The sequence below is a fragment of the Haematobacter genomosp. 1 genome (assembly GCF_002196855.1).
Lineage (GTDB): Bacteria > Pseudomonadota > Alphaproteobacteria > Rhodobacterales > Rhodobacteraceae > Haematobacter.
Genome location: NZ_NIPW01000004.1, coordinates 199,704 through 226,528 on the forward strand (window position 1 = coordinate 199,704; position 26,825 = coordinate 226,528).

The 26,825-nt window shown below is 65.0% G+C and carries 23 protein-coding genes; 11 read left to right on the forward strand and 12 right to left on the reverse strand.

Annotated features, from left to right (window positions below; translation table 11 throughout):
• The first annotated feature begins 1 nt into the window (after nt 1).
• Nucleotides 2-1,546: a murein biosynthesis integral membrane protein MurJ gene (murJ, locus tag CDV49_RS01810; RefSeq protein WP_088213858.1), complete on the forward strand. Its 1,545-nt coding sequence runs from the start codon at nt 2-4 to the stop codon at nt 1,544-1,546.
• On the opposite strand, the gene CDV49_RS01815 is transcribed toward murJ, so the two are convergent.
• The gene (locus CDV49_RS01815; protein WP_088213859.1) at nt 1,537-2,220 is read right to left on the reverse strand and encodes a rhomboid family intramembrane serine protease; all 684 of its coding nucleotides are present in this window, start codon (nt 2,218-2,220) and stop codon (nt 1,537-1,539) included. The two genes, murJ and CDV49_RS01815, sit on opposite strands and share 10 nt — an antisense overlap.
• A gap of 75 nt (nt 2,221-2,295) precedes the next feature.
• Between CDV49_RS01815 and trpS the strand changes: the two genes are divergently transcribed.
• The 3 genes from trpS (at nt 2,296) to CDV49_RS01830 (ending at nt 4,648) form a co-directional block, all read left to right on the forward strand.
• On the forward strand, nt 2,296-3,336 hold the full coding sequence (gene trpS, locus CDV49_RS01820) for a tryptophan--tRNA ligase (RefSeq protein ID WP_088213860.1): 1,041 nt from the start codon (nt 2,296-2,298) through the stop codon (nt 3,334-3,336).
• Nucleotides 3,333-3,719, forward strand: coding sequence for an ectoine synthase (locus tag CDV49_RS01825; protein WP_088213861.1), 387 nt, complete (start codon nt 3,333-3,335; stop codon nt 3,717-3,719). The genes trpS and CDV49_RS01825 overlap by 4 nt, the downstream gene beginning before the upstream one ends.
• 578 nt (nt 3,720-4,297) lie before the next feature.
• The gene (locus CDV49_RS01830) at nt 4,298-4,648 is read left to right on the forward strand and encodes a RidA family protein (protein ID WP_088213862.1); all 351 of its coding nucleotides are present in this window, start codon (nt 4,298-4,300) and stop codon (nt 4,646-4,648) included.
• Between the two features lie 75 nt (nt 4,649-4,723).
• Here CDV49_RS01830 and prfB read toward each other — a convergent pair whose 3' ends face one another.
• The 4 genes from prfB to CDV49_RS01850 form a co-directional block, all read right to left on the reverse strand.
• Complete coding sequence (gene prfB / locus CDV49_RS01835) at nt 4,724-5,851, reverse strand: peptide chain release factor 2 (RefSeq protein ID WP_088213863.1); 1,128 nt, start codon at nt 5,849-5,851, stop codon at nt 4,724-4,726.
• Between the two features lie 74 nt (nt 5,852-5,925).
• Nucleotides 5,926-8,445 (reverse strand): penicillin-binding protein 1A, encoded by a 2,520-nt coding sequence (locus tag CDV49_RS01840; protein ID WP_088213864.1) that lies wholly within the window; start codon nt 8,443-8,445, stop codon nt 5,926-5,928.
• Nucleotides 8,446-8,563: 118 nt separating this feature from the next.
• A complete protein-coding gene (locus tag CDV49_RS01845; protein ID WP_088213865.1) occupies nt 8,564-9,742 on the reverse strand; it encodes an N-acetylmuramoyl-L-alanine amidase in 1,179 nt (392 codons plus the stop codon).
• 44 nt (nt 9,743-9,786) lie between these two features.
• On the reverse strand, nt 9,787-10,956 hold the full coding sequence (locus CDV49_RS01850) for a pyridoxal phosphate-dependent aminotransferase (protein WP_088213866.1): 1,170 nt from the start codon (nt 10,954-10,956) through the stop codon (nt 9,787-9,789).
• Between the two features lie 128 nt (nt 10,957-11,084).
• Here CDV49_RS01850 and CDV49_RS01855 point away from each other — a divergent pair, with 128 nt between their 5' ends.
• Nucleotides 11,085-11,840: a DsbA family protein gene (locus CDV49_RS01855; RefSeq protein ID WP_088213867.1), complete on the forward strand. Its 756-nt coding sequence runs from the start codon at nt 11,085-11,087 to the stop codon at nt 11,838-11,840.
• A 51-nt stretch (nt 11,841-11,891) separates the two neighbouring features.
• On the opposite strand, the gene ispG is transcribed toward CDV49_RS01855, so the two are convergent.
• The 4 genes from ispG to CDV49_RS01875 all read right to left on the reverse strand — a co-directional run bounded on the left by ispG (nt 11,892) and on the right by CDV49_RS01875 (nt 16,364).
• Nucleotides 11,892-13,034 (reverse strand): flavodoxin-dependent (E)-4-hydroxy-3-methylbut-2-enyl-diphosphate synthase, encoded by a 1,143-nt coding sequence (gene ispG / locus CDV49_RS01860; protein WP_088213868.1) that lies wholly within the window; start codon nt 13,032-13,034, stop codon nt 11,892-11,894.
• A gap of 50 nt (nt 13,035-13,084) precedes the next feature.
• On the reverse strand, nt 13,085-14,281 hold the full coding sequence (locus tag CDV49_RS01865; RefSeq protein ID WP_179209092.1) for a helix-turn-helix domain-containing protein: 1,197 nt from the start codon (nt 14,279-14,281) through the stop codon (nt 13,085-13,087).
• Between the two features lie 120 nt (nt 14,282-14,401).
• Nucleotides 14,402-15,625, reverse strand: a complete 1,224-nt coding sequence (gene hemA, locus CDV49_RS01870; RefSeq protein ID WP_088213869.1) for a 5-aminolevulinate synthase — start codon at nt 15,623-15,625, stop codon at nt 14,402-14,404.
• A gap of 160 nt (nt 15,626-15,785) precedes the next feature.
• Nucleotides 15,786-16,364, reverse strand: coding sequence for a 5-aminolevulic acid synthase (locus tag CDV49_RS01875; protein WP_088213870.1), 579 nt, complete (start codon nt 16,362-16,364; stop codon nt 15,786-15,788).
• A gap of 98 nt (nt 16,365-16,462) precedes the next feature.
• Here CDV49_RS01875 and CDV49_RS01880 point away from each other — a divergent pair, with 98 nt between their 5' ends.
• Nucleotides 16,463-17,845: a M20/M25/M40 family metallo-hydrolase gene (locus CDV49_RS01880; protein ID WP_088213871.1), complete on the forward strand. Its 1,383-nt coding sequence runs from the start codon at nt 16,463-16,465 to the stop codon at nt 17,843-17,845.
• 53 nt (nt 17,846-17,898) lie between these two features.
• Here the strand turns inward: CDV49_RS01880 and mazG are convergent, their stop codons facing one another.
• Complete coding sequence (gene mazG / locus CDV49_RS01885) at nt 17,899-18,723, reverse strand: nucleoside triphosphate pyrophosphohydrolase (protein ID WP_088213872.1); 825 nt, start codon at nt 18,721-18,723, stop codon at nt 17,899-17,901.
• Between the two features lie 54 nt (nt 18,724-18,777).
• Nucleotides 18,778-21,555 (reverse strand): glutamine-synthetase adenylyltransferase, encoded by a 2,778-nt coding sequence (locus CDV49_RS01890; protein ID WP_088213873.1) that lies wholly within the window; start codon nt 21,553-21,555, stop codon nt 18,778-18,780.
• A 93-nt stretch (nt 21,556-21,648) separates the two neighbouring features.
• On the opposite strand from CDV49_RS01890, the gene CDV49_RS01895 reads away from it, so the two are divergent.
• From CDV49_RS01895 to CDV49_RS01910, 4 genes are all read left to right on the forward strand, one after another.
• Nucleotides 21,649-22,119, forward strand: coding sequence for a YbaK/EbsC family protein (locus CDV49_RS01895; RefSeq protein ID WP_088213874.1), 471 nt, complete (start codon nt 21,649-21,651; stop codon nt 22,117-22,119).
• A gap of 115 nt (nt 22,120-22,234) precedes the next feature.
• The gene (locus CDV49_RS01900; protein ID WP_088213875.1) at nt 22,235-22,657 is read left to right on the forward strand and encodes a DUF2852 domain-containing protein; all 423 of its coding nucleotides are present in this window, start codon (nt 22,235-22,237) and stop codon (nt 22,655-22,657) included.
• Between the two features lie 110 nt (nt 22,658-22,767).
• Entirely contained in the window at nt 22,768-23,232 is a 465-nt protein-coding gene (locus tag CDV49_RS01905) for an RDD family protein (RefSeq protein WP_088213939.1), read from the forward strand.
• A gap of 173 nt (nt 23,233-23,405) precedes the next feature.
• A complete protein-coding gene (locus CDV49_RS01910; RefSeq protein ID WP_088213876.1) occupies nt 23,406-24,242 on the forward strand; it encodes an arginyltransferase in 837 nt (278 codons plus the stop codon).
• A gap of 11 nt (nt 24,243-24,253) precedes the next feature.
• Here the strand turns inward: CDV49_RS01910 and CDV49_RS01915 are convergent, their stop codons facing one another.
• Complete coding sequence (locus CDV49_RS01915; protein ID WP_088213877.1) at nt 24,254-25,780, reverse strand: helicase HerA-like domain-containing protein; 1,527 nt, start codon at nt 25,778-25,780, stop codon at nt 24,254-24,256.
• Nucleotides 25,781-26,138: 358 nt separating this feature from the next.
• Here CDV49_RS01915 and CDV49_RS01920 point away from each other — a divergent pair, with 358 nt between their 5' ends.
• Entirely contained in the window at nt 26,139-26,774 is a 636-nt protein-coding gene (locus tag CDV49_RS01920; protein WP_088213878.1) for an invasion associated locus B family protein, read from the forward strand.
• Nucleotides 26,775-26,825 lie beyond the last annotated feature (51 nt).

Below are 26,825 nucleotides of genomic sequence, written 5' to 3' on the forward strand. Positions count from 1 at the left end.
AATGCGGCAGATACGCCTGCTGCACGGCTTCCTGACCGTCGGATTCTGGACCTTTGCCAGCCGGTTGCTCGGCTTCATCCGCGACGTGATCATCGCCGCCTATCTGGGTTCCGGCCCGGTGGCAGAGGCGTTTCTGGTCGCCTTCTCCCTGCCCAACATGTTCCGTCGGATCTTTGCCGAGGGCGCGTTCAACACCGCCTTCGTGCCGATCTTCGCCAAGAAGATCGAGGCGGGGGAGGATGCGAAGGGGTTCGCACAGGACGCTTTCTCCGGCCTTGCCTCCGTTCTGATCGTGCTCACGATGATCGCTCATGTGGCGATGCCGTGGCTGGTGCTGGCGATGGCATCCGGTTTCAAGGGCGATGAGCGGTTCGATATCGCCGTGACCTTCGGGCGCATCTGCTTCCCCTATATCCTGCTGATCTCGCTCACCGCGATGCTGTCGGGAGTGCTGAATGCGACGGGGCGCTTCGCCGTCGCGTCCATGGCGCCCGCGGTGCTGAACATCGTCTTCCTGATCGCTTTCGGCCTGTCCATCCACTACGGCTGGGAGATGGGCCTGACGCAGAGCTGGGCCACGCCGGTCGGGGGGGTGCTGCAACTCCTGCTGGTCTGGCATGCGGCGCGGAAGGAAGGGTATTCCATGCGTCTGTCATGGCCGCGGCTGTCGCCCGACATGCGGCGGCTGGTGCGTGTGGCGATGCCCGCCGTGTTCGCGGGCGGGATCGTGCAGATCAACCTCGTCGTCGGGCGGCAGGTCGCCTCCTATTACGACGGGGCTATCGCGTGGCTATCCAATGCCGACCGCATCTATCAGCTTCCGCTCGGCGTCGTCGCGGCGGCGGTCGGCGTGGTGTTGACGGCGGAGCTTTCGCGCAGGCTCCGCGCCGGTGATATCGGCGGCAGCCGTACCGCCTATAACCGCGCATGGGAATTTTCGCTGTTCCTGACCCTGCCCGCCGCCGTGGCACTCATCGTCATCGCCGGGCCGATCATCAGCGTGATCTTCGAGCGGGGGCAATATACGGCTGCGGACTCGGCAAATACCGCGCTGGCCCTGATCGTCTATGGTGCCGGACTGCCGGCCTTCACGCTTCAGAAGGTGCTCCAGCCGGTGTTCTACGCGCGGGAGGATACGCGCCGCCCCTTCCATTACGCCATCGTGGCCATGGTCGTGAACGCGCTGCTCGCCTTTGGCCTGTCCTACTGGCTGGGCTTCATCGCGGCGGCCATCGGCACGACGATCGCCTCATGGGCGATGGTGTTCCAGCTCTGGTGGGGATCCCGCAGCATGGGCGAGGCCGTCCGCTTCGACCCGCGGTTCCTGAAGAACCTTGTGCGTATCCTGATCGCCTCGGCGGTGATGGGCCTGTTCCTTTGGGGGGCGGCGCAGGTGCTGGATGGCATGCTCACGCAGAAGGGCACGCGGGTGCTCGCGCTGTTCATCCTTTGCGGCGCGGGAATGGCGGTCTACTTCGTCACCGCCATCGTGCTCGGAGTCATGAAGCTCGCCGACCTGCTCAGGATGGTTCGCCGTCAGCGCTGACGGATAAGGGCGAGCGCCCGGCGCCAGCCGCCGGGGCAAACCACGAAGGACAGTCCGAATCCCGTGGCAAAACCCGACAGGTCCGCCACCCATTCGTTGGAGCCGCCGAACAGCGCCCCAAAGAGGAGCTGGATACCCAGCAGCGTCCCGATCAACCCGAATGCCCGCAGGCGCCCCGACCCCTGCCCCGCTGCCCGCACCCAGAGCAGGAAGGTGAATGCTCCGATCAGCCCGTAAACCGCCGGATATCCGCCCACAAGCCAGGCCGGATCGTCAAGCAGCAGCCCGAAGACCAGCGCCCCCATGATGGCGGAGCCGAAGAACACAGCCAGCACCGCGACTGTGGAGAATACCTCCCCCACCATCTTGCCAAGCGCGAGGATGAAGACGAATACGAACATCATATGCGTGAACGACGCGTGGAAGAACGGATAGGTCACGAACCGGATCATCTGCTCGGCCGGATAGAAGTGGTTTGCCACCATCCAGTCGAAGATCTGGCCCGAGAACCCGAACCGCTGGATCGCTTCCACCCGCCAGGTAAAACCCAGCCCGCCGCCGACGATCCCCCGATCCGCGAGGCTGAGCAGCAGTTCTATGGCGGCGACGGGGCCTGCAAGCACCCAGACGACGAATGGCAGGGGATTGAGCGGGGAGCGGTCTGGATCGTGCATGTCCGGCATTCTGTTGACGCGATGATGGGCCAGCGATAAGCCGACCGGACCATATAATCCAGACGGAGAAAAATCATGACCGAGCCGGTCCAAACGCCTCGTGTCTTCCCGCAACGGGTGTTCTCGGGGATCCAACCCTCGGGCAACCTGCAACTGGGCAACTATCTCGGCGCGTTGAAACGCTTCGCCGCCGCTCAGGACAACGGGATCGAGACGATCTATTGCATCGTGGACATGCATGCGATCACCGTCTGGCAGGATCCGGCCGACCTCACCCGCGCGACGCGGGAACTGGCGGCGGGCTTCATCGCCTCCGGCGTGGACCCGGAGCGTTCCATCCTGTTCAACCAGAGCCAGGTTGTCGGTCATGCTCAGCTCGCCTGGATCTTCGATTGCGTCGCACGGCTCGGCTGGATGAACCGGATGACCCAGTTCAAGGACAAGGCAGGCAAGAATGCCGAAGCCGTGTCGCTCGGGCTGTTCGCCTATCCCGCGCTGATGGCCGCCGACATCCTGCTCTACCACGCCACGCATGTTCCCGTCGGCGAGGATCAGAAGCAGCATGTGGAACTGACCCGGGACATCGCGGCCAAGTTCAACCATGACTACGGCGTCGATTTCTTCCCGATGCCGGAACCGGTGATCGAGGGCGCCGCGACGCGGGTGATGAGCCTGCGTGACGGGTCGAAGAAGATGTCGAAATCCGACCCGTCCGACATGAGCCGCATCAACCTGACGGACGATGCCGACACCATCGCCAGCAAGATCCGCAAGGCCCGCACGGATGCCGAGCCGCTGCCGGAAACGCTGGAGGGGCTGAAGGACCGGCCGGAGGCGCGCAACCTCGTCAACATCTACGCGGCCCTCGCCGACACCAGCCCGGAGGCCGTGGTGGCGGAGTTCTCGGGTCAGGGCTTCGGCGCGTTCAAGCCGGCGCTCGCGGATCTGGCCGTCGCGCAACTCACCCCGATCTCGGGCGAAATGCGGCGTCTCACCTCCGACCCGGCGGAGATCGACCGGATCCTCGCCCGCGGGGCGGAACGCGCCAACGCCATCGCCGCGCCCGTCATCGACCAAACCTATGATATCGTCGGCATGATCCGGGGCGTGCGATGATCGTCAGGTCTCTGGACGACGTGATCTCCGGCCCGAACCATGCAACTGGTCCGGGCTGGGAAAGCCGGCGCATCCTGCTGAAACCGGACGGCATGGGCTTCTCCCTCCACGACACGCTGGTGAAGGAGGGGGAGGAGTTGCATCTGGAATACAAGCACCACCTGGAAGCCAACTATTGCATCGCCGGGGAGGGCGAGGTGACGGAGGTGGCAACCGGGCGGACCTGGCCTATACGGCCCGGCACGCTCTATGCCCTCGACCGGAATGACGCGCATGTGCTGCGGGCGACAAAGGGCGATCTGCGGCTGGTCTGCGTGTTCAACCCTCCCCTCTCCGGCAATGAGCGCCACCGCGAGGACGGAAGCTACGCGCCGGAGGAATAGCCCGCTTGGGTCGTGTCGCAACCCGGTTCCGGCGGGATGTGCAGGGGAATGCTGTCTCCTCCGTGATCAACCGCCTCCTCGGCGCGCGCTGATGGCCTGAAGCTGGCCTCAGGATGGAGATCTACATCGCTGCTGTAGGGATGCGCTTTCTAACCGCCTTCGCCTGGTGACAGGACGGTCACCGTCTCCGCGGTCCTCGATTGCGGGATGCGTGTGAGCATTTTGATCGCTCGGGAATCGAAGGGAATCTCCGCTCCCGGCATTTGGTCAGGGGCTGCCTCCCCTCCGCCACGGTCAAACGCGAGTCCTGGCACTGACTGTCGCATGCTGCGCGGCCATCCCAACGCCGCCGCCATAGGATGCATCCCTGATCTGGATGCCGTCTAGCCCGACATTGCTCCGCGTAGGCCCACGATGGAAGGCCCTTCCACTTCCATTCCCCGACAGGACCAGGATCGGTCGCACCGGTTGCAAACCCTTCGGTAGATATGAGGCCGCCTCTTCCCCTTCCTGCTGGCGACAGGACGCGCGCCGCGCTAGGAGGCTGGCGGCATCCTGCCTTACAGAAGGAGACATCCATGTCCGATATCACCCGTCTCGAAACCGGCGCCCGCATGAGCGAGGCGGTCGTCTACAACGGCCTGATCTTCCTTGCCGGGCAGATCGGCGCGCCGGGAACCAGCGTCCGTGAACAGACGGAGGCCGCTCTCGCCGAGGTTGACCGCCTTCTGGCCGCCGCGGGTTCGGACAAGACCCGCATCCTCTCCGCGCAGATCTGGCTCGCGGACATCGCCGATTTCGCCGAGATGAACGCAGTTTGGGATGCCTGGGTCGCGCCCGGCCATACGCCTGCTCGTGCGACGGGCGAGTCGAAACTGGCCGCGCCGGATTACAAGGTCGAGGTCATCGTGGTTGCCGCCGCGAAGTAACTGCCGCATGAACCGGCTCGGGTGCCGCAGAACGTGACGCCCGAGCCCACGCAGGAGCGGTCTCTACGGCAGGGTTCAGACCTCGGCGTTGGCTTCCGCACGGCTCTTGCCAGCCACGTCCATCGCGAGCGTCGCCGCCATGAACTGATCCAGATCCCCATCCAGAACGCCCTGCGTGTCCGAGGTTTCCACCCCTGTGCGCAGATCCTTCACCATCTGGTAGGGCTGCAGCACATAGGAACGGATCTGGTTGCCCCAACCGGCATCGCCCTTGTTTTCATGCGCAGCGTTGATGGCCGCGTTCCGCTTGTCGAGTTCGAGCTGATAGAGGCGCGCGCGAAGGGCGTTCATCGCCGCTTCCCGGTTCTGGTGCTGCGACTTCATGGAGGAAGTCACGACGATATTGGTGGGCAGGTGGGTGATGCGCACGGCGGAATCGGTGGTGTTGACGTGCTGGCCGCCCGCGCCGGAGGAACGATAGGTATCGATGCGGATATCACGGTCGGGGATGTCGATCTCGATATTCTCGTCCACGACCGGATAGACCCAGACGGAACTGAACGAGGTATGCCGCCGGGCGGCGGAGTCATAGGGCGAAATCCGCACGAGGCGATGCACGCCGGACTCGGACTTCAGCCAGCCATAGGCATTGTGGCCGGAAATCCTGTAGGCGACGGAGCGGATGCCCGCCTCCTCCCCCGGCGTCTCGGCGATCATTTCGACGGTATAACCCTTCTTCTCCGCCCAGCGGACATACATCCGCGCGAGCATGGAGGCCCAGTCGCAGCTTTCCGTTCCGCCCGCCCCCGCGTTGATCTCAAGGAAGGTGTCGTTGCCGTCGGCTTCTCCGTCCAGCAGCGCCTCCAGCTCCTTCTCCGCCGCAGTCTCCTTCAGGGAGCGGAGCGCGGCTTCGGCTTCGCGCACGACCTCATCGTCGCCCTCGGCCTCACCGAGTTCGATCAGTTCGACATTGTCGTTCAGATCGCGGTCGATGCTGTCGTAATTGGACACCGCGTCCAGCAGCGACTGCCGCTCCCGCATCAGCTTCTGCGCGCGCGCGGGATCGCCCCACAGCTCGGGATCCTCGATGATGGCGTTGAATTCTTCAAGCCGGTGCTTCGCGGTTTCGCCGTCCATGCGCTGCCACAGCAGCTTCAGGCTCTTGCGGATGCTCTCGACAAGGTTCTGGGCCTCAGCGCGCATGGGTCTGCCTCCTTCGGATCAGGCCGGGGTGATACCCTCTTGCTCGGCTCAGGGCAAGCGGGCGCCAGCAGCGGTCAGTAAAGCCCGCCCGAGGACATGGTGCCGAAATCCGCCTTTTTCGGAATGACGCGAATCTCTCCCGTCGAGGTGCGGACCTGTGTGCCCTCATCCGTCTCGCCACGCCCGAAGAGCGGCAGGTTCTGACCCATGGCAAAGCCGCCGTCCACATAGACGCCGATCCCCATGCTCTCCGTCCCGTCGCGGAAGTATTCGGCGATCACGTTGTCGCCCGTCGCATCGGCAGGAAGCGGAGCACCGGAAAAGCGGTCGATCTTGACGAAATGCCCGCCCGGCGGCACCGCGAAATCAGAGCCGCCGAAACGTTTGACCGCCTCCTCCATGAACGCCTGGAACACCGGCACGCACAGCGTTCCGCCATAGGCGGAGGAGCCAAGCGTCCGTGGCTGGTCGTAGCCCATGTAACAGCCCGCCACGATGTTGGAGGTATAGCCGATGAACCACACGTCCTTTGCGTCGTTCGTCGTCCCCGTCTTGCCCGCCACGGGAACCCGCAGCCGCACGCCGGAGCCGGAGCCGCGCTGGATGACCCCCTGCAGCATCGACGTGACCTGATAGGCCGTCACCGGGTCCATCACCTGCTCATTGTGCGAGACGACGTTCGGGGCGACGCCGGGCGCAAGATAGGGGCTGTCGCAATCCGCACAATCGCGCTGGTCATGGCGGTAGATCGTCTTGCCGAACCGATCCTGCACACGGTCCACCAGCGTCGGTTCTACCCGCTCGCCCCCGTTGGCAAGCATCGCATAGGCGGAGATCATCTTGAAAAGCGTGGTCTCCTGCGCGCCGAGCGCGTTGGCCAGCAGGGGTTGCAGCGGGGCGTAGATGCCGAAGCGGTCGGCATATTCCGCAACCCGCGCCATGCCGATCTCCTGCGCGAGCCGGACTGTCATCAGGTTGCGCGACTGTTCGATCCCCGTCCGCATGGGCGTCGGGCCATAGTATTTGTTGGACGAGTTCTTGGGCCGCCAGATGCCCTGCGGCGTGTTCACCTCGATGGGAGCGTCCACGATGATCGTGGCCGGGGTGTAGCCCTCGTCCAGCGCGGCGGCATAGACGAACGGCTTGAAGGAGGAGCCCGGCTGGCGCATCGCCTGCGTGGCGCGGTTGAAAACCGAATCCTGATAGGAGAAGCCGCCCTGCATGGCCAGCACGCGGCCCGTGCTCACATCCATCGCCATGAAGGCGCCCTGCACCTCCGGCACCTGCCGGAGCGACCAGTCTCCGTTGCTTCCCTTGCGGACCAGAACCACGTCGCCCACATCGACGAGATCGGCGGGCACCTTGGCCTTCTGAGCCAGCCTGCCGTTCGAGATGAGCTTCCGCGCCCATGTGACATCGCTGGCCGGAACCGTCCCGGTGCTCTCCTCACCCTGAATGCCGATGGTCGCGGCGGATTTGTCGAGCGAGAGCACCACCGCCGGATACCAGCCGTCGATGTCGCGCGGCACGTCGGTGGAGGCCAGCGCGGCGCGCCAGCTCTTCTCATCTCTCAGCGCCTCGGCGGGAAGGGTCTTGCCCGTGCCCCGCCAGACACCGCGGCTGCGGTCGAACTTCTCCAGCCCCTCGCGCAGCGACTCGGCGGCAAGATGCTGAAGCGGCGGGTCGATCGTCGCCCGGATGGCGAGACCGCCGCCGAAGAACTCCTGCGTCCCGAAGGTGGAGGACAGCTGGCGGCGGATTTCGTCGGTGAAGTAGTCGCGGGGCGGCAGGCTCTCCCGGAACGCGGGATAGTCGCCGTTCTGCACGGACCTGAGCGGCTCCGCGAGAGCGGCGTCGCGGGTGGCCGCGTCGATATAGCCGTTCTGGAACATCTCCCGGATAACGTAATTCCGCCGCTGGGTCAGCCGTTCCTTCGCCCGGACAGGATGGTAGGAGGACGGAGCCTGCGGCAGCGACGCGAGAAAAGCCGCCTCGTCCACCGAAAGCTGGCCCAGCGTCTTGTTGAAATAGGTCTGGGCGGCGGCGGCAACCCCATAGGCATTCTGGCCCAGGAAAATCTCGTTCAGGTAGAGTTCGAGGATCTTGTCCTTCGACAGCGTTTCCTCCAGCCGGGTGGCGAGGATCAGTTCCTTGATCTTCCGCTCCCCCGTCCGGTCGCCCGAGAGCAGGAAGTTCTTCATCACCTGCTGCGTGATGGTGGACGCCCCCCGCACGTTCTGGCCACGCGAGGCGATGGCCTGCCAGGCGGCGGCGACGATGCCCCGGGTGTCGAACCCGTGGTGATGGTAGAAGTTCTTGTCCTCGGCGGAGATGAACGCCTGCTTGACGATATCCGGGATCTCGTCGATCGGGGCGAAGATGCGGCGCTCCTCGGCGAATTCGTCGATCATGCGGCCTTCGCCGGAATAGACACGGCTGATGGTCGGCGGCGTATACTGGGCAAGCTGCTCGTGGTTCGGCAGATCGCGGGAATAGCTCCAGAACACCCCCCCGATAAGGAGCGCACCAAAGACCAGCGCCAGCGTAATAAGACTGAACACCGTCCCGAAGAATGAGAATATCGCCCTGAGCACTCGGTTCGTCCCTCGCTGCCTGAACGGGCTCTTATATGTCGCCGGGGCCCTGGGGTCAAAATAGCACAGGCCCCCAACCATGGCGACCGGGCGTCACTTTGCCGCGAGGGGGTCCGTGTCACCTGCGGCGAAGAACCGCCGCAACCGCATCATCCTGCTGCCAGACCGCGAGCCCCGTGGCTATGGCCTCCGCCATCCGCGCCCGCCAATCCGCGTTGGCAATGCGCGCGAAATCGGCGGGATTGGAGAGATAGCCCAATTCGATGAGCACCGAGGGCATGCTTGGCGATTTCAGCACGGAGAAGCCCGCCGCGCGCCGGGGCGTCTTGTAAAGCGGCCCCGCCCCCGACCCGATAGCGGCAACCAGCGCGTCGGCCAGATGCTCCGCCCGTGGCCCGGTATCGGTCCGCGCCAGATCGACCAGCACCCGCGCGATACGGTCGTCGTGGCCATTCAGGTTCACCCCTGCGAGAATGTCCGTCCGGTCGTGCCGCTCCGCAAGCGCGGCCGAGGCCCGGTCTGAGGCCGCGCTTGAAAGGGTATATACGGTCGCACCGCTCGCCTGCCCCTCTGCCAGCGCATCGGCGTGAAGAGACAGGAACACATCCGCTCCTGCCGCATGGGCGCGGCTGATGCGTGTCTCCAGCGGCACGAAGACATCTTCCTCTCGCGTGAGGCCGACGGTGAAACCCGCGGCCTCCAGCACCTCGCGAAGTTCCATCGCAAAGGCAAGCATAAGACGCGCCTCGTTCGTGCCGCCATGCTCCGCGCCGGGGTCAATGCCGCCGTGGCCCGGGTCCAGCATCACGTAGGCAGCGGCGGGGGCGCGGGGCAGCGGGGCGGTTTGCGTGGGCCCGACCGCATCCGGTCGCGCGGCGGCGGCAAAGACGTCCGCCCCCGCCGGTGAAAGGCGCAGCCGAAGCACCGGATCGGCAGGTGAAAGGACTGCCCCCGTCACCACCCGCGGACGATCGAGCGTGAGCACCAGCCGCGCCCATCCGTTCCCCGCCTTTTCCACCCGTGCATCCCGCAGCCCGCCCGCGATCAGCCCTTGCGGATCGAAGGCGGAGAGATCGGCATCGTTCAACTCCACGACCAGTCGGGGGGGATCGGCGCGCAGCGTGAGCCGATAAGGCACCGCCCTGTCCAGCGCCAGCGCCAGCCGCAGCTCCCACCACCCGGCCTGCGCATGGGACCGGCTCGCGTCGATACGGGCAGGCGCCGCTGCAACCGGGAGGGACGGCAGGCAAAACAGGAACAACAGCGCGGCCAGCGCGCGGACGAGGGGGTGATGCATATGGCTCTCCGGGCGTCTCGCGCGCCCTCGACCCCGAGGCTAACCTATCGCGCAAGCGTCGGAAATCCCTCTCTTTCCGCCATGAAAACCGTAAGGCGGCGCAGGCCCTCCCGAATATCCTCCGTGGCGCGGGCATAGGAAAACCGCAGCGTCTGCGCGCCGCGCACCGGATCGAAGTCCAGACCCGGCGTCACGGCGACGCCTGCCTTTTCCAGAATTTCGGCGGCAAAGGCCAGGCTGTCCGATGTCATCTCCGACACATCGGCATAGATGTAGAAGGCGCCGTCCGGCGGGGCGATCCGGGTGAACCCGGCCCTCGGCAATCCCTCCAGCAGCAGTCTCCGGTTCTCGGCATAGACGGCGAGATTTCCGTCCAGTTCCGTCCGGCACCCGAGAGCGCCCAGAGCCGCCACCTGACTGGCGTGAGACGGGCAGATGAACATGTTCTGGGCCAGCCGCTCCACCAGCCGCACATGGTCCGGCGGAACCACCATCCAGCCAATCCGCCAACCGGTCATGGAGAAATATTTGGAGAAGGAGTTGATGACATAGACATCATCCGAAATCTCCAGCGCGCTGACCGCCGGCGCTTCGTACTGGATCCCGTGATAGATCTCGTCGGAAATGAAGGCGGTGCCGGAGCGGGCGCAGATGTCTATCAGCTGCGCCAGCGAGTCGCGGTCCAGCATGGTGCCCGAAGGGTTGCCGGGCGAGGCCACGATCATCCCCGCCAGATCGCCTGCACGGCGGATATCCTCCGGCACCGGCTGATAGCGGTTTTCCAGCGCGGTCTGAACGCCCACAGGCTCCAGTGACAGCGCGCGGAGGATCTGACGGTATGAGGGGTAGCCGGGCTCCGTCACGCCGACGCGCTCCCCCGCATCGAAGAGCGCGGAGAAGGCCAGCAGGAACGCGCCCGAGGAGCCCGCCGTCACCACGACCCGCTCAGGGTCAAGCTCGATGCCGTACCAGTCATGATAAAGCCGCGCGATGCCCGCGCGGAGAGCCGGCAACCCCAGCGCCACCGTATATCCCAATGCGTCGCTCTCCAGCGCCCCACGCAGCGCATCCCTTGCGCCACGCGGGGCGGGCGTTCCCGGCTGGCCCACTTCCATGTGGATGATGTGGCGGCCCGCCGCTTCGGCCCGCCGCGCGGCTTCCATCACATCCATCACGATGAAGGGATCCACCTGTCCCCGCCTTGAACTCCGCATCGCTCCCTCCTTATGATGGCCGCATACCGACGGCGTCGTTGTCCGCCGCGGCATTGGGTGGGTCAAGGCCCGTTCCGCCGTGAAGAGAGCCGCCCGAGACCCTATTTCCGCTGTTCAAGGAACCCCAGATGCCCCTGCCCCTTCGCCGCCTCGCGCTCGGTGCGCTGCTCGCCCTCGGAACCGCGATGCCGGCCGCCGCGTTCGACATCAAGTCAATGACGGCAGAGGAGAAGGCCGCCTTCGGCGCCGCCGTCCGTGACTATCTGATGGAGCACCCGGATGTGCTGATCGACATGTCGCAGGCGCTCGAATCCCAGCAATACGCCCAGCAGGCACAGGCGGATATCAAGATGCTGAAGGACAACCACGACGCAATCTACGACGACGGCTACTCCTGGGTCGGCGGCAATCCAGCGGGCGATGTCACTGTGGTCGAATTCATGGACTACCGGTGCGGCTACTGCCGGAAAGCCAATCCAGAGGTGGAGGAACTGATCCGCGCCGATGGAAACATCCGTTTCATCCTGAAGGAATTTCCCATTCTGGGCGAGGCGTCCCTCACCTCTTCCAAATTCGCGATCGCGGTCAAGAACCTCGGGGGGGATGCCGCCTACAAGACGGCGCATGACACCCTCATGGAGCTCAGGGGCGAGCCGACGGAAGCGACGCTGGCCGATCTTGCCAAGAAGCTTGGCCTCGATGCCGCCAAGGTAAAGGCCGAAATGGAGTCGCCGGAAGTGACGGCCGTCATCCAGAAGAACCACGATCTGGCGGAAGCCCTGCAAATTCAGGGCACCCCGATGTTCGTGATCGGCGACACGCTCGTCCGCGGCTATGTTCCGATTGATGGAATGCGGAAGATCGTGGCTGACGCCCGCGGCTAAGCTCTCGCGATGGCCGTGGTTCGGGCAAGAGCGCCGAGCCGCGGCAGGCGGCTATTCCGCGGCAGTGGCCGTGACAGCTTCCTCATCCTCACGCGCTCTGATCTCTTCTGCGCGCTGCTCCACAAGTCCGACGATATGGTCCACCATTTCATCGTTCGACATGCGGTGGGATTGCTTGCCCGCCATATAGACCATGCCGTTTCCGGCCCCACCCCCGGTAAAACCGATGTCGGTCATCAGCGCCTCACCCGGACCATTGACGACACAGCCGATGATGGAGAGCGACATGGAGGTGGTCACGTGGGCCAGCCGCTCCTCCAGCTTCGCTACGGTTTCGATCACGTTGAATCCCTGACGCGCACATGAAGGGCACGAGATGATCGTGACGCCCCGGTGGCGCAGCCCCAGCGATTTCAGGATGTCGTAACCGACCTTCACCTCCTCGACCGGATCGGCGGAGAGCGACACCCGGATCGTATCGCCGATCCCCATCCAGAGCAGGTTTCCCAACCCGATCGCGGATTTGATCGTACCGGACATCAGCCCGCCCGCTTCGGTAATGCCGAGGTGGATCGGGCAATCCGTCACCTCACCGATTGCCTGATAGGCGGCGGCGGCAAGGAACACGTCCGACGCCTTCACCGAGATCTTGAATTCGTGGAAGTCGTTGTCCTGAAGAAGCTTGATGTGATCCATGCCGGATTCGACCATCGCATCCGGGCACGGCTCGCCGTATTTCTCCAGCAGATGCCGCTCGAGCGAGCCGGCGTTCACACCGATGCGAATGGAGCACCCATGATCGCGGGCCGCCCGCACCACCTCCCGCACCCGCTCGGCCGAACCGATATTGCCGGGATTGATGCGCAGACAGGCGGCCCCCGCCTCCGCCGCTTCGATGGCACGCTTGTAGTGGAAATGGATGTCCGCAACGATCGGCACCGGGCTTTCACGCACAATGTCCCGCAGCGCCGCGGTCGACTCGGCATCCGGGGTGGAGACGCGCACGATGTCCGCACCCACGGCGGCAGCACGGTTGATCTGGTCGAGCGTTCCGGCGACATCGGTCGTCAGCGTATTCGTCATTGTCTGCACCGAGATCGGTGCATCCCCTCCGACGAGGACGGAGCCCACGCGGATCTGGCGTGATTTGCGGCGGTAGATGTTGCGCCAGGGGCGCACATGGTTGAGCGACATTCTGCTCTCCTCTCGCACCCCTAGATAGCTGCACCAGGATGGGTCGGCAACTACTCGGTCGCCTCCGCCATGGCGACGACCTTCGCAAGCGCGGGATCCTTTGCAAGATCGGCCACCTGGAAGCTGGTTTTCAACGCATCGGGAGAGAGCTTCACATTCTTGACAACCTGCGCGCCGGGGGCGGCAGGTCCATAAGTCTCACCGTTCACCGCGAAATAGACGGCCCCGGAATTGCCGGCACGGAGCGTCGCCGGTTCTTCGCTTTGGGGAAGCGGGAAGCGTTCGCCTGCGTCCAGTATCTTCTCAAGGATGATCGTGCCATTCGACGCCTGCACGCGAACCCAAGCCGGACGTACGGCAATGATCGCCACCTCCGGCGCTGCTGCGGCAACGACCTGCGGCAAGGCGACTTCGGGCATTTGCATCGGGATGGGCAAGGGGAGCGCGGCTTCCGCAAGTTCCACGGGAGCGCTGTGCGCAAGAATGCCGGTGGTCGCGGGATCGATGGCGGCAATCGGCCCGTCCCGGCTTTCGATAACCGGAACGTCCAGCGCCTGCGGACGGTAGAGCCGGTCGAAGGCTTCGGGCGATGGCCGCACCGGATCAAGCACGGCGGAATCGGCCGTCACCAGCGGCTCAACGCCCGCCAGCGGGTCAAGCTCCGCCGTCACACCGGGCGACTGGTCCACCGGAGAAAGCTGCACGCGCTGGATCTGTTGGAGCACGGACCAGCCACCATACCCCAACCCGGCGATGAGCCCGACCAGCACCAGAACGGAGCCGATCGCCCGCGGTTCGACATGGCTGAAAACGCTCTGCTTGCGCGGCAGGAATTTGGGGTTCGGATCGGCCAGCGGATCGCGATATTCCTTGCGAGCCTTCCGCAGGGGAAGCGGGGCCGGGCCGCGGAGGCTCGACGCTTCCGCAGACATGCCATGCGCCACGGTGAAGTTCGCCTCGGTGCAGAATCGCTGAAAGGTCTGATCCGGGTCCATTCCCAGATAGCGCGCATAGGAACGGACGTATCCGGCGATGAAGCTCGGCGCCTCGAACGCGGATGCGTCTGTATTCTCTATTGCCGCGATATATGTCGCCTTGATCCGCAATTCACGTTGGACATCCAACAGCGATTTGCCCAGCGTCGCGCGCTCTCCGCGCATGATGTCGCCGAGCTTCAGATCGAAGTCGTCAAAACCCTTGGGTCTGCCCACGTCCCCCACCGGGAGTGAAGACCTCCGCCCGATCATGCGCTCTGCCCCATGCCCTAAAACCTGCTGCCCCAGGTCGATTCGCCTCGCACAGGATGACTTCGACCTTTTGATTATCTCTTAACACAGGACAAGGGGTTTTGCATTAAGGGAACATCTTCAGGCAGAAAGTTCGGCGCGATTCAGCGCGCAATGGGACCAGAGCGCATCCATCGCACGAACAAGCTGATCCATATCCGCCGCGGAATGGACCGGGGATGGCGTGAAGCGCAGCCGCTCCGTCCCGCGTGGAACGGTGGGGAAGTTGATTGGCTGAACGTAAATGCCGAAATCCTCCAGCAGATGATCCGACAGCATCTTGCAGTGCCGCGGATCGCCGACCAGCACCGGCACGATGTGGGAGCCGTTGTCCATCACCGGCATGCCCAGCCCGCGCAGGCGCAGCTTCAGCGCCGCCGCTTTCGCCTGATGGAGATCGCGCCGTGCCTGATCGCCCTTCAGGTGCCGCACGGAAGCCGCGGCCCCCGCCGCGACGACGGGGGGCAGCGAAGTGGTGAAGATGAACCCCGGCGCATAGGACCGCACCGCGTCGGCCATCTTCGCAGAGGTCGCGATATACCCGCCAAAGACGCCGAAAGCCTTGCCGAGAGTGCCGTTGATGATGTCGATCCGATGCGCGAGCCCGTCACGCTCCGTCACGCCGCCGCCGCGCCGGCCATACATGCCGACGGCATGGACCTCATCGATATAGGTCAGCGCGCCGAATTCCTCCGCCAGATCACAGATCCCGCCGATAGGACCGAAGTCGCCATCCATCGAATAGACGGATTCAAAGGCGATCAGGACGGGCCGCCCCTTCTCGACCTTCTCCAGCAACGCACGCAGATGGGCCAGATCATTATGACGGAACACGTGACGCTCGCACCGGGCATTGCGGATGCCCTGGATCATGGAGGCATGGTTCAGCTCGTCCGACAGGATGACCAGGCCCGGAAACAGCGTGGAAAGCGTGGAAAGCGTCGTGTCGTTGGCCACATAGGCGGAGGAGAATACCAGCGCCGCTTCCTTGCCGTGCAGATCGGCAAGCTCGGCTTCCAGCATCCGGTGATAGACCGTGGATCCCGAGATGTTGCGTGTGCCGCCCGAACCCGCCCCGGTCTCCTCAAGCGCCGCATGCATCGCATCCAGCACGGCGGGATGTTCCCCCATGCCGAGGTAGTCGTTGCCGCACCAGACGGTGATATCCTTCTTCGACCCGTCAGGCCGCGTCCAGACCGCTTTCGGGAACTGACCCTTCCGACGCTCGATGTCGATGAAGGTCCGGTAGCGGCCTTCGGTGTGCAGATGGCCGAGGGCTTCGTCGAGGGCCAGTTCGTAATTCATCCGTCGCTCCCTGGCGGCTTGCTTGGGCAGGGCGGCCGGGGCCGCCCGTCTCTTTCTCAGAACGATCCGGGTGCGCCGGACCGTCTTCCACCAAAATCCCCGACTCGCCTCCTGTCAACCGCCGGTGGCTTGCCGGCGGCCAGACTTTGGTCGGAGAGGCTCAATCTGCCAGAAGCACGCGGCAGTCTCCCGCACCGCCTTTTGCGGCACAGTCCTGAACGGCCTTTTCGCGCGCTCCGGCTCCGGTTGCAATGGCCCAGTGCCCGGTCTCAAGCGACCCAGCCAGCGCCTTCGGCGCCTTGGCGGGCAGATAATCCTGTTCGAATCCCGCCGTCGCATCGGTGGAAAGCTGTACCGGCCGACCCTTCGTCCAGCCCACTGGAAGGATGTCCCCCACAAGGACGCAGGGCTTCGAACCCTTCTTGCGCCGCGCGTTGCAGGCGGCCAGCGCGGCCTCCCGCGCAGGCTCGACCGCGTGATAATTCGCAGCGGCGAAGGTCGCTTCCGACATCAACCCTTCGTCCGGCGACAAGGCCACGGCACCATAATATTTCTGCGTGGCAGCAACTTGCTCCAACACCTTGATGTCGCTGGAGGAAAGGAAAGGTTGCGCGCCGATGGACGCCTGAGCTCCCTTTGGGGAGAACAGCGCCCCCTTCGCGACCGCACCATCCACCGGCCCTGCCGCAGCAGCACCGGCAACGAGCGTCAGGGCCGCCGCCATGATCCAGATCCGCATCCGCCTTCTCCATCCTTGGGGAAACTCTGCCGGGGTCGTCTCTGGACAGGGCTGATATGCCTGATAGGCTCCGTCCGCAATCGGAAGGAGATACTCCCATGTCACTCGATCAGGACAGGCTGGACGAGGTGCTCGCCCGCGTGGACGCGCAGTTGCCGGATTCGCTCGACCGCCTCATGGAACTGCTGCGCATCCCGTCGATCTCCACCGACCCGGCCTTCGCGGGCGATTGCAACCGCGCGGCGGACTGGCTGGTGGATGAGCTGACAGCGATCGGCTTCGAGGCGTCCAAGCGGTCCACGCCCAAGCATCCCATGGTCGTGGCGCATTCGGGGAGCACCGGTCCGCACCTGCTGTTCTACGGTCATTACGATGTGCAACCCGTTGATCCGCTGAATCTGTGGGACCGGGACCCCTTCGATCCCCAGCTTGAGGACACGCCTGCAGGCAAGGTCATCCGCGGACGCGGTTCGGCGGATGACAAGGGGCAGCTCATGACCTTTGTCGAGGCCTGCCGCGCCTGGAAGGCGGTGACGGGAACGCTGCCGGGTCGCCTGACGATCTTCTTCGAGGGGGAGGAGGAATCCGGCTCCCCCTCTCTCGTTCCGTTCATGAAGGAGAACGCGGAGGAGCTGAAGGCGGACATCGCGCTCATCTGCGACACGGGCATGTTCGGCGACACGCCCGCCATCGTGACCCAGCTTCGCGGGCTGGTCGGGCAGGAGGTGATCCTGACCGGCGCGGACAAGGATCTCCACTCCGGTTCCTTCGGCGGTATCGCGATCAACCCGATCCGGGTTCTGGCGGGTATCATCGCCGGACTGCATGACGAAAACGGCCGCATCACCCTGCCCGGCTTTTATGACGGCGTGCCGGAACTGTCGGACGAGATGCGGGCCCAGTGGCAGCGGCTCGCCTTCGACAGTGCGGACTTTCTGGGACAGGTCGGCCTGTCGGTGCCCGCGGGCGAGACGGACCGAACCCCGCTGGAGATGATCTGGTCCCGCCCCACCTGCGAGGTCAACGGCATCTCCGGCGGTTACGAAGGCGCCGGTTTCAAGACGGTCCTGCCGTCAAAGGCCTCCGCCAAGATCAGCTTCCGTCTGGTCGGCACGCAGGATCCGAAGAAGATCGCAGCGGCGTTTCAGGATTACGTCCGCTCCCGCCTTCCAGCGGATGTGAAGGTGGAGTTCAAGGATCACTCCGCCTCTGCCGCGAGCCAGGTGCAGATCTCCAACCCCGCGTTCGAGAAGGCGCGCCGTGCCCTGTCGGACGAATGGGAAATCCCTGCCGCCTATATCGGCGCGGGCGGGTCCATTCCGATTGCGGGATATTTCCAGCACATCCTGCACACCGATCCAATGCTCATCGGCTTTGGCAAGGATGACGACCAGATCCATTCGCCGAATGAGAAATATGACCTTGAGAGCTATCACAAGGGCATCAGAAGCTGGGTGAGAATACTTTCAGCCCTTACCTGACAGGAACTTACGTGGCGAAGGTGAAGTCGCACCTCACCTTCGCCAATCCGATGCTACGATTTTTCCGCGCGTTTGGCTTCGGTCCAGAGGGCTTCCATCTCCTCCAGCGTCGCGTCCTCCGGGCGGCGGCCGTCGCGCGCGAGGCCCGCCTCTATCGCGGCGAAGCGCCGGGTAAACTTGGCGTTCGCCGCCCGCAGCGCCGCCTCCGGGTCCACCTTCAGGTGACGGGCGAGATTGGCCATGACGAAGAGCAGGTCGCCGAACTCCTCCTCCACCTCACGCTGGCCGAGTTCGGCCCGCGCCTCCACCAGTTCGCGCGATTCCTCCGCCAGCTTCGCCAGAACATCCTCCGCCGATGTCCAGTCGAAGCCGACGCGGGCCGCGCGCTTTTGCAGCTTCACCGCGCGGAGCAGCGCAGGCAGGCCGAGTGCCACACCGTCCAGCACCCCCGTCTCCGCACGGGCGCTGCGTTCGGCGGCCTTCACGCGCTCCCATTCAACAGTCTGGGCATCCGCCGTCCTTTCCGGGTCGGGCGTGTCGAAGACATGCGGATGGCGGGCGACCATCTTGTCCGCGATGGATGTCACCACGTCGCCGAAATCGAAAAGACCCCGCTCCCCGGCCATCTGCGCATGAAACACGGATTGAAAGAGCAGATCCCCGAGTTCGCCCTTCAACTCCCCCCACGCCTGCCGTTCGATCGCATCGGCGACCTCGTAGGCTTCCTCTATGGTATAAGGGGCGATGGTGGCGAAATCCTGCTCCAGATCCCAGGCACAGCCCGTCTCCGGGTCGCGCAGCCGCCGCATGATTTCCAGCAGTCGCGGCATGCCCCCTTTCGGGTCTGCCACCAGCCGGTTGCTCGCTTCACGGTCCATCCTGACCCTCCGGTAACGCTGATGCACCGGGCATAGCCAGAACGGCAGGGCCTCTCAACCCAGCACGCGATCGGCAACGGCAGCGGCCTCCGCCGCCCGATGCTGAAGCTCCCCTGCCAGCGCCTCCAGCGATTCGGCGCCGGTTTCGCGCAGCAGGAACTCCATCCCGCCGGCTCCGACGGTCGTGGGATCAAGCGGCCCGTCCGTCAGCAGCCGCGCCGCCGCGACCAGCCGCCAGCACAGCCGGTAGGAGGCGAGCACCGCCTCCGCCTCCTCTCGCGACAGAACGCCGGTGCGCCGTCCGGCAAGGACCTGCGTTTCCACCCGCCGCGCCGGATCACCGGCAAGCAGGGCGCAGGTCTGGGCCAGAAGCTCCATGTCCTGCAACCGCCCCCGGCCGAGCTTCCCGTCCCACATGCTGCCGGGCTTGGCTTCCTGCAACCGGATACGCATGGCCTGCACATCGGCCCGCACGGTCTCGCCGCCCGACTTCTCCACCAGCAGCTCCCGGCGGAAGTTCTCGACATCCAGCGCCAGTTCCTCCGCGCCCGCCAGAACGCGGGCGCGGGTCTGGGCGAGGTGTTCCCATGTCCATGCCTCCGTCCGCTGATAGTCGCGGAAGGCGCCGAGGGAGGTCGCGACAGGCCCCGCCCGCCCGGACGGGCGAAGCCGCATGTCCACCTCGTAGAGATGCCCCTCCGCCGTGGGCGCGGAATGCGCGGTGAGCAGCGCCTGCGTCAGGCGGGCGTAGTAGGTGCGGGCGGCAAGCGGCTTCGGCCCCTCCGACATCTCCACCCCCGCCGCGTCATAAATGACGATAAGGTCGAGATCGGAGGCCGCATTGAGCCGCCCCGCGCCGAGGGAACCCATGCCCATCAGGACAGCCCCCCTGCCCGGCATCGGGCCGTGGCGGCGGGCGAATTCCGCCGTTCCGAACTCCCAGACGGCCGAAACGACCGCCTCCGCCAGTTCGGCGTATTGCCGCCCCGATTCAAAGGCGTCGATCAGGGCGCGAAGGTGATGAACGCCGATGCGGAAATGCCATTCCTTCATCCAGCGGCGCGCGGCATCCAGCTGCCGCTCATAGTCGGTCTCCGTGCCCACCCGCGCCACCAGATCCGCGCGGAGCGCCGCCACCCCCGGCCAGGGAGAGAAGAAGCTGCCGCCGATCACCGCGTCCAGCACCGTCGCGTTCCGCGAAAGGTATGCCGCCAGACGCGGGGCCGTCGCACAGATGTCCACGATCAGATCGACCAGCGTCGGATTCGCCTCAAAGAGGGAGAAGACCTGAACCCCGGCGGGCAGACCCCGCAGGAAGCCGTCGAACCGGCCCAACGCCTCCTCGGGATGGGCGGCCCGCTGCATGCGGGAGAGGATCTCGGGCCGAATCCGGGCGAAAAGCTCACGCGCGCGGGTGGAGCGAAGGGCCGGATAGGCAGGCCAGCCATCCACCACCGCTTGCGCCTGCGGGCTGAGGGCGGGGCCGCTCGCCGGGGCGGAGGGGGTGAAGAAATCGCCCGTCAGGTCCACGACCTCGTTCAGCCGGGCGGAGAGTCCCGCCCGAAATTCTTCCGTATCGCCCGATCCGCAGAAGCGGGCCAGCCGGTCGAACCCCTCCGCCGTGGCGGGCAGATCATGGGTCTGCGCGTCGTTGATCATCTGGAGCCGGTGCTCCACTTCCCGGTGATCGCGATAGAGCGCACACAGCCGGTCGGCCGCCGTCTCCGGTATCCAGCCTTTCGCGGCTAGTGCGGCCAGCGCGGCTTCCGTGCCGCGCACACGCAGATCCGGGTCACGCCCCCCGGCGATGAGCTGGCGCGTCTGGGCAAAGAACTCGATCTCCCGGATGCCACCCGTCCCGAGCTTCAGGTTCCGCCCCTCCAGCGCCAGCGGCCCGCCGAGGCCCCGGTGATCCCGGATGCGCTGGCGCATCTCCTGAATGTCCTGCACCGCCGCGAAGTCGAGGCTCTTGCGCCAGACGAAGGGCCGAAGCGCCTCCAGATACCGCTCGCCTGCCGCGATGTCGCCGGCGCAGGGGCGGGCCTTGATATGGGCCGCCCGCTCCCATGTGCGGCCCACGCTTTCGTAATATCCCAGCGCCGCTCCGGCAGAGATGCAGACCGGCGTCACCGAGGCATCCGGGCGGAGCCTGAGATCGGTGCGGAACACGTAGCCGTCCTGTGTGGCATCGGAAAGCAGCGAGGTCATCCGCCGTGTGGCGCGGATGAAGGCCATGCGCGCCTCCGCCGCCTCGGCGCCGGGGAAGCGGTCGTCGTCGAACAGGCATATGAGGTCGATATCGGAGGAATAATTGAGCTCCCCCGCCCCGGTCTTCCCCATGGCGAGCACGAACATGCCCGCGCCCGAGGCCTCGTCGCCCGGCGTGGCGCCCGGAATGCGGCCCCGGCGGATCTCGTCCGCCACGGCGCTGCGGACCGAGGCCTGCACGGCATGGTCGGAAAGCGCGGTGAGCGCGCCCGTGACTTCGGCGAGCGTCCAGATACCGCCCAGATCGCACAGCGCAACCAGCAGGGCCACCCGTCGTTTCGCTTGCCGCAACGCCGCTGCCAGCCCCGCTCCACCCGCAATGCCCGCGGCTTCGACGGCGGAAAGCTCTGCCGCCAGCACTTCCTCCGGCTCTGCATGGGCGACCGTGTCGAACCAGAGCGCCTCCCGCTTGAGCAGGCCCGCCAGATAGGGGCTGCACCCAGCGGTGCCTTCGATCAGGCGGGACAGCGGTTCCGGCAGGCCCGCGAAACCGGCGGCCACATCGGCGCCGCGATCAGGGTCATAGGGCAAGGGGAAGCGGTTTATGCGGTCGGCAATGCTCATGGCGCGAAGGTGCTTCGGCAACCGGTCCGGGTCAACCGGCTTGTGGGAGCGGGGAGGAGCCGCGATAGTCGCGCGACACGAAGGGAGACAGTCATGAGCAAGAGCCTCGCACGGGTGGTGGCCGCCCTCGAAGCCGCCGGAGTGGCGACGGAGGTCAAGGAGATGGCGGCGGAGACGCGCACCGCCGAACAGGCCGCTGCCGCCGCTGGCTGCACACCGGACCAGATCGCCAAATCGATCATCTTCCGGGGTGTGGAAAGCGGTGAGGTGCTGCTGTTCCTGACCGCCGGCGGCAACCGGGTATCGGATGAGAAAGCCTCCTCTCTGGCCGGTGAGCCGCTGGGCAAGGCCGATGCTGCGCTGATCCGGGAGCGGACGGGTTTCGCCATCGGCGGCGTATCACCCGTCGGGCACCTGCTGCCGGTGCGGAGCTTTCTCGACCCCCGCCTGATGGCGTTCGAGCAGGTCTGGGCCGCTGCCGGCACGCCCCGCCACATCTTCGCCATCAACCCGGAGGTGCTGGTGAAAGTGACGGGCGCGGAAGTCGCGGATTTCGTCCTCTGACGACAGCGTGAAGGGCTGAATGTAAATTAGTTTCACATTCCTCTTGACCGGGAGGGGATGAGTGACGATCTTTCCCAATGTGAAAAGCCTTCACATTAAGACAGGAGACCCGAAGATGACGGCAATCACCGCTTGGCCCTCCGCGGCCGGGGACTGGCTCGACCAACGGGGCAAGGGTGCGTGGATCGCCGCGATGATCCTCGGCTTCATCCTGTTTTGGCCCGCGGGCCTTGCCCTTCTCGCTTACATGATATGGAGCAAACGCATGTTCAGATGTTCTGGCGCCGACAACTTCCGTGAGCGTATCCGCGAAAAGCATGCGGCCTATCGCTATGGCTTCCGCACCTCGGGCAATACGGCGTTCGACGCCTACAAGGCAGATACCCTGCGCCGGCTAGAGGATGAGCAGAAAGCGTTCGAAGACTTCCTCGCCCGCCTGCGCGAGGCCAAGGACAAGTCCGAGTTCGATCAGTTCATGGACGAACGCGCCCGTGTCGCCCGCGCCCCGCGCGAGGATGAGCAGAACGAGAACGTCTGAGCCTCTTTTTCCACTGGGCGGGAATACCCAGATGAAGGTCGTCCGCGACCTTCATCGCACGGCCCTTCCTGCGGCCCCACCCCATAACCGGAGCCATTGACGAGATGACCATGACCAGCACCGACGACACCTTCTTCGCGCGGGGCCTTCCCGATCCGGCGACAGAGGGCGCCTTCTACCGCGACGTGGCCGTCAAGCGCTTCATCGCCTGGGGTGTCGATGTGGCAATCATCGCGCTCATCACGGCGATCCTTGTGCCGCTCACCGCGTTCACGGCGCTCTTCTATCTCGTCGGGCTTTATATGGTGGTGGCCTTTCTCTACCGCTGGATCGGGCTGACACGTAAATCCGCGACAATCGGGCAGCGACTCGTTTCTCTGGAGTTTCGCACCTTCCGCGGCGAACGGCTCGATGCGTTGACGGCGTTTCTGCACGTGCTCGGCTATACCGTGTCATGGAGCTTCGGCCTTCCGCAGCTCATCTCCATCGCCACGATGTTGATAACACCCAAGGGCCAGAGCCTTACGGACATGCTGCTCGGCACTGCGGCGATCAACAGGGCCGCCCGCTTCTGACCTCTCCCCCCAAAGACTGTCGCAAGATGGTCATGAAGGCCCTTGGCGATTGCCGGGGGCCTTGTTAACGTTGGAACAAGGCCCATATCAGACCAGTTCAGCTACCGGCGGATGCCGACGCCAGCACTCCCTCCCCCTGACGCTTGCCGAGCCAGCCGACGATGGACAAATAGATGCGCCACACGCTTCCGATCGTTCCGCAGTTCTATGTCACTGCCCCGCAACCCTGCCCGTATCTGGACGGCAGGATGGAGCGCAAGTTGTTCACGGCGCTGCAGGGAGATCAGGCGGAACGCCTGAACGACGCTTTGTCGAAACAGGGCTTCCGCCGCTCGCAGAACGTGCTTTACCGCCCCTCCTGCACAGAATGCTCCGCCTGCTACTCCGCGCGGATCAGGGTTGCTGACTTCACCCCGTCGAAGAGCCAGAAGCGCGCGCTCCGCCGCAACGCCGACCTGCGCCGGGAGGCCACAAGCCCCTGGGCCACGGAGGAGCAGTTCGCCCTGTTCCGCCGTTATCTCGACAGTCGCCATTCGGATGGCGGCATGGCGGATATGGACGTGCTGGAATTCGCCGCAATGATCGAGGAGACGCCGATCCGCTCCCGGCTGGTGGAGTATTCCGCCGATCCCGAGCCGGGCGAGCGTCGCCGCAGGCTCACCGCCGTCTGCCTGACCGACATCCTCGATGACGGGGTGTCGATGGTCTATTCCTTCTACGAACCGGCGCGGATCTCCGATTCGCTGGGGACTTACGTGATTCTCGACCATGTGGAGATCGCGCGGGAGGCGGGTCTTCCCTATGTCTATCTGGGCTACTGGGTGCCCGGCAGCCGGAAGATGGGCTACAAGGCGAACTTCGACGCGCTCGAGGTCTATATCGGCGGCCGCTGGCAGCCCATCGGTGATCCCGAAGATTACAGCAGCGATACCCACCCGCTCTCTGTCGATCCGATCGCAGAGCAGGTGGCCAAGATCAGCCTGCCTGATACCCGGCCCACCCGCGGCTAGGGGCGCGCTCTTCAGCGCCCCTTGAACAGCCCTCCCAGAATGCCCCGCACCAACGCCTGCCCCGAGCGTCCGCCCAGTTGGCGCGCAAAGGATTTCGCAAAGGCCTCCACGACGGAATCGCTATTGCTCCGCCGCGGCGCGGGAGAGGGCTTCCGCCCCTGTCCCGCGGTCGAGCCGCCATACCGCTGGCCCGAATTGAACTCCCGATCCTCTTGCGGGGCGGGAGCCTCCGCCGCCTTGGCGGAGCGCGCCGCCAGAATTTCAGCCGCCGATTCCCGGTCGATGAGGCGGTCGTATTTACCCGCAACCGGCGAAGCGGCCAGCACCTCCGCCCTTTCCTCGTCCGTGATCGCGCCCAGACGGGAAACCGGCGGGCGGATCAACGTCCGTTCCACCATTCCCGGCGCGCCCTTCGCCTCCAGAAAGGAGGTGACAGCCTCGCCCGTGGCGACTTCCTTGATCGCGCTTTCGGTGTCGAAGCGCGGGTTGGGACGGTAGGTCTCCGCCGCGCGGCGCAGGGCCTTCTGATCGCGGGCGGTGAAAGCGCGAAGCGCGTGCTGCACCCTGTTGCCAAGCTGACCGAGGATCGTCTCCGGCACGTCGTCGGGGTTCTGCGTGATGAAATAGACGCCGACGCCCTTGGACCGGATCAGGCGCGACACCTGCTCCACCTTGGCCACAAGCGCCTTGGGCGCACCGTCGAACAGCAGATGCGCCTCGTCGAAGAAGAACACGAGCCGGGGTTTGTCAGGGTCGCCGATCTCGGGCAGCTCCTCGAACAATTCGGAGAGCAGCCACAGCAGGAAGGTCGCGTAGAGCCGCGGCGAGTTCATGAGCTGATCCGCCGCCAATATGTTGATCTGCCCCCGACCGTCCGGTGCGGTCGTCATCAGATCTGCCAGCTGAAGGGCCGGTTCCCCGAACAGTTTGGTCCCGCCTTCATTGTCCAGCACCAGCAGACGCCGCTGGATCGCTCCGACGGAGGCCGTGGTGACATTGCCGTAGCGACCGGAAATCTCCGTTGCATTCTCGGACAGGAACTGAAGCATCGCCTTCAGGTCGGCGAGATCGAGCAGCGCCAGTCCCTCATCGTCCGAGATACGGAAGGCGATGTTCAGCACCCCCTCCTGCGCCTCGGTGAGGTCGAGCAGCCGCGACAGCAGCAATGGTCCCATCTCCGCCACGGTCGTGCGGATAGGGTGCCCCTTCCGGCCGAAAATATCCCAGAAGGTCACGGGATAGCCGCGGTAGTGGAAATCGCTGTAGCCGATCTGCGCGGCGCGGGCGGTGAACGCGGCATGTGTGGGCGCGTCCTCCCGCCCTGGAAAGGCGATGCCGGAAAGATCGCCCTTCACATCGGCCATGATGACGGGAACGCCCGCATCGGAAAATCCTTCGGCAAGGATCTGGAGCGTGACCGTCTTGCCCGTTCCCGTCGCGCCTGCGATCAGACCGTGACGGTTGCCGTACTTCAGAAGAAGGCTCTGGGGCTGGTCATGCTCCTCCCCCCCGCCACCGACGAAGATCGCATCGCTCATTGCCGCTTCTCCCGCTGCCTGCCGCGAGCCTACCGGGTTCGCGCATTACTTCAACACTCGTCAACGGGGGTGTATTTCATCTTTGTGGAGGAGCTGTGCATTGAGCGTATATTTTATGCATATGCTTCAAATCCGTCACCTGATCGTCATGAAACCGTTGACGCTACCCGGCCGAATTCGTAGCTTCAGCTGCAATAAGTCGGTCGAGGTCCGACAGGGAAAAGGAGAGGGGTTCCTGCGGGAGCCCCTTTTCTTTCATAAACAACACCGTGCGAAGCCCGCCGATATCCCGATTTTTCCTGACAGACCGCTCTGCCCGTGGTAGATCGCGCTGATCGAGCCAGTAACGGAACGTCTCATGTCGAACTTGCCCAAGCGCCTTGCTCTTGCCGCAGCCGTGGCGCTCGCCCCGGCGATCGTCTTTGCGCAGGACACGGCGACCCAGCCGCAAACCCCCGCTCCTGCCGCACCGGCTCCGGCGCAGCAAGCCGCGCCCAGCAACCAACTGGTGACCGGCGCAGAGAATGCCGCTGTCAACCAGCCCTATATCGCCGCGACGCATGGCGACTGGCAGATGCGCTGCGTCAAGACGGAGAACGGCAAGGATCCCTGCCAACTCTACCAGCTTCTGAAGGATGAGCAGGGCAACAATGTGGCCGAGTTCAGCCTGTTCGCGCTGCCTCCGGGCCAGCAGGCCGCCGCAGGCGCGACGATCATCACGCCGCTGGAAACGCTCCTGACCCAGCAGGTCAGCTTCCAGATCGACAGCGCCCCGGTGAAGCACTATCCCTTCGGCTGGTGCGCACCCGTCGGCTGCATCGCGCGGGTGGGTTTCACCTCTGCCGAAGTCGATGCGCTGAAAAAGGGCAATGCCGCGATGATGACCATCGTCCCGGTCGCCGCACCCGACCACAAGGTCAATCTGAAAGTGTCGCTGAAGGGCTTTACCGCCGGCTATGACGCGGTGAGCAAGGCAAATGCCGACAATCAGTGATCGGCTCCCGATCCGCTGATCCGCGGGCGCCTTCGGGCGCCCGTCGCATTC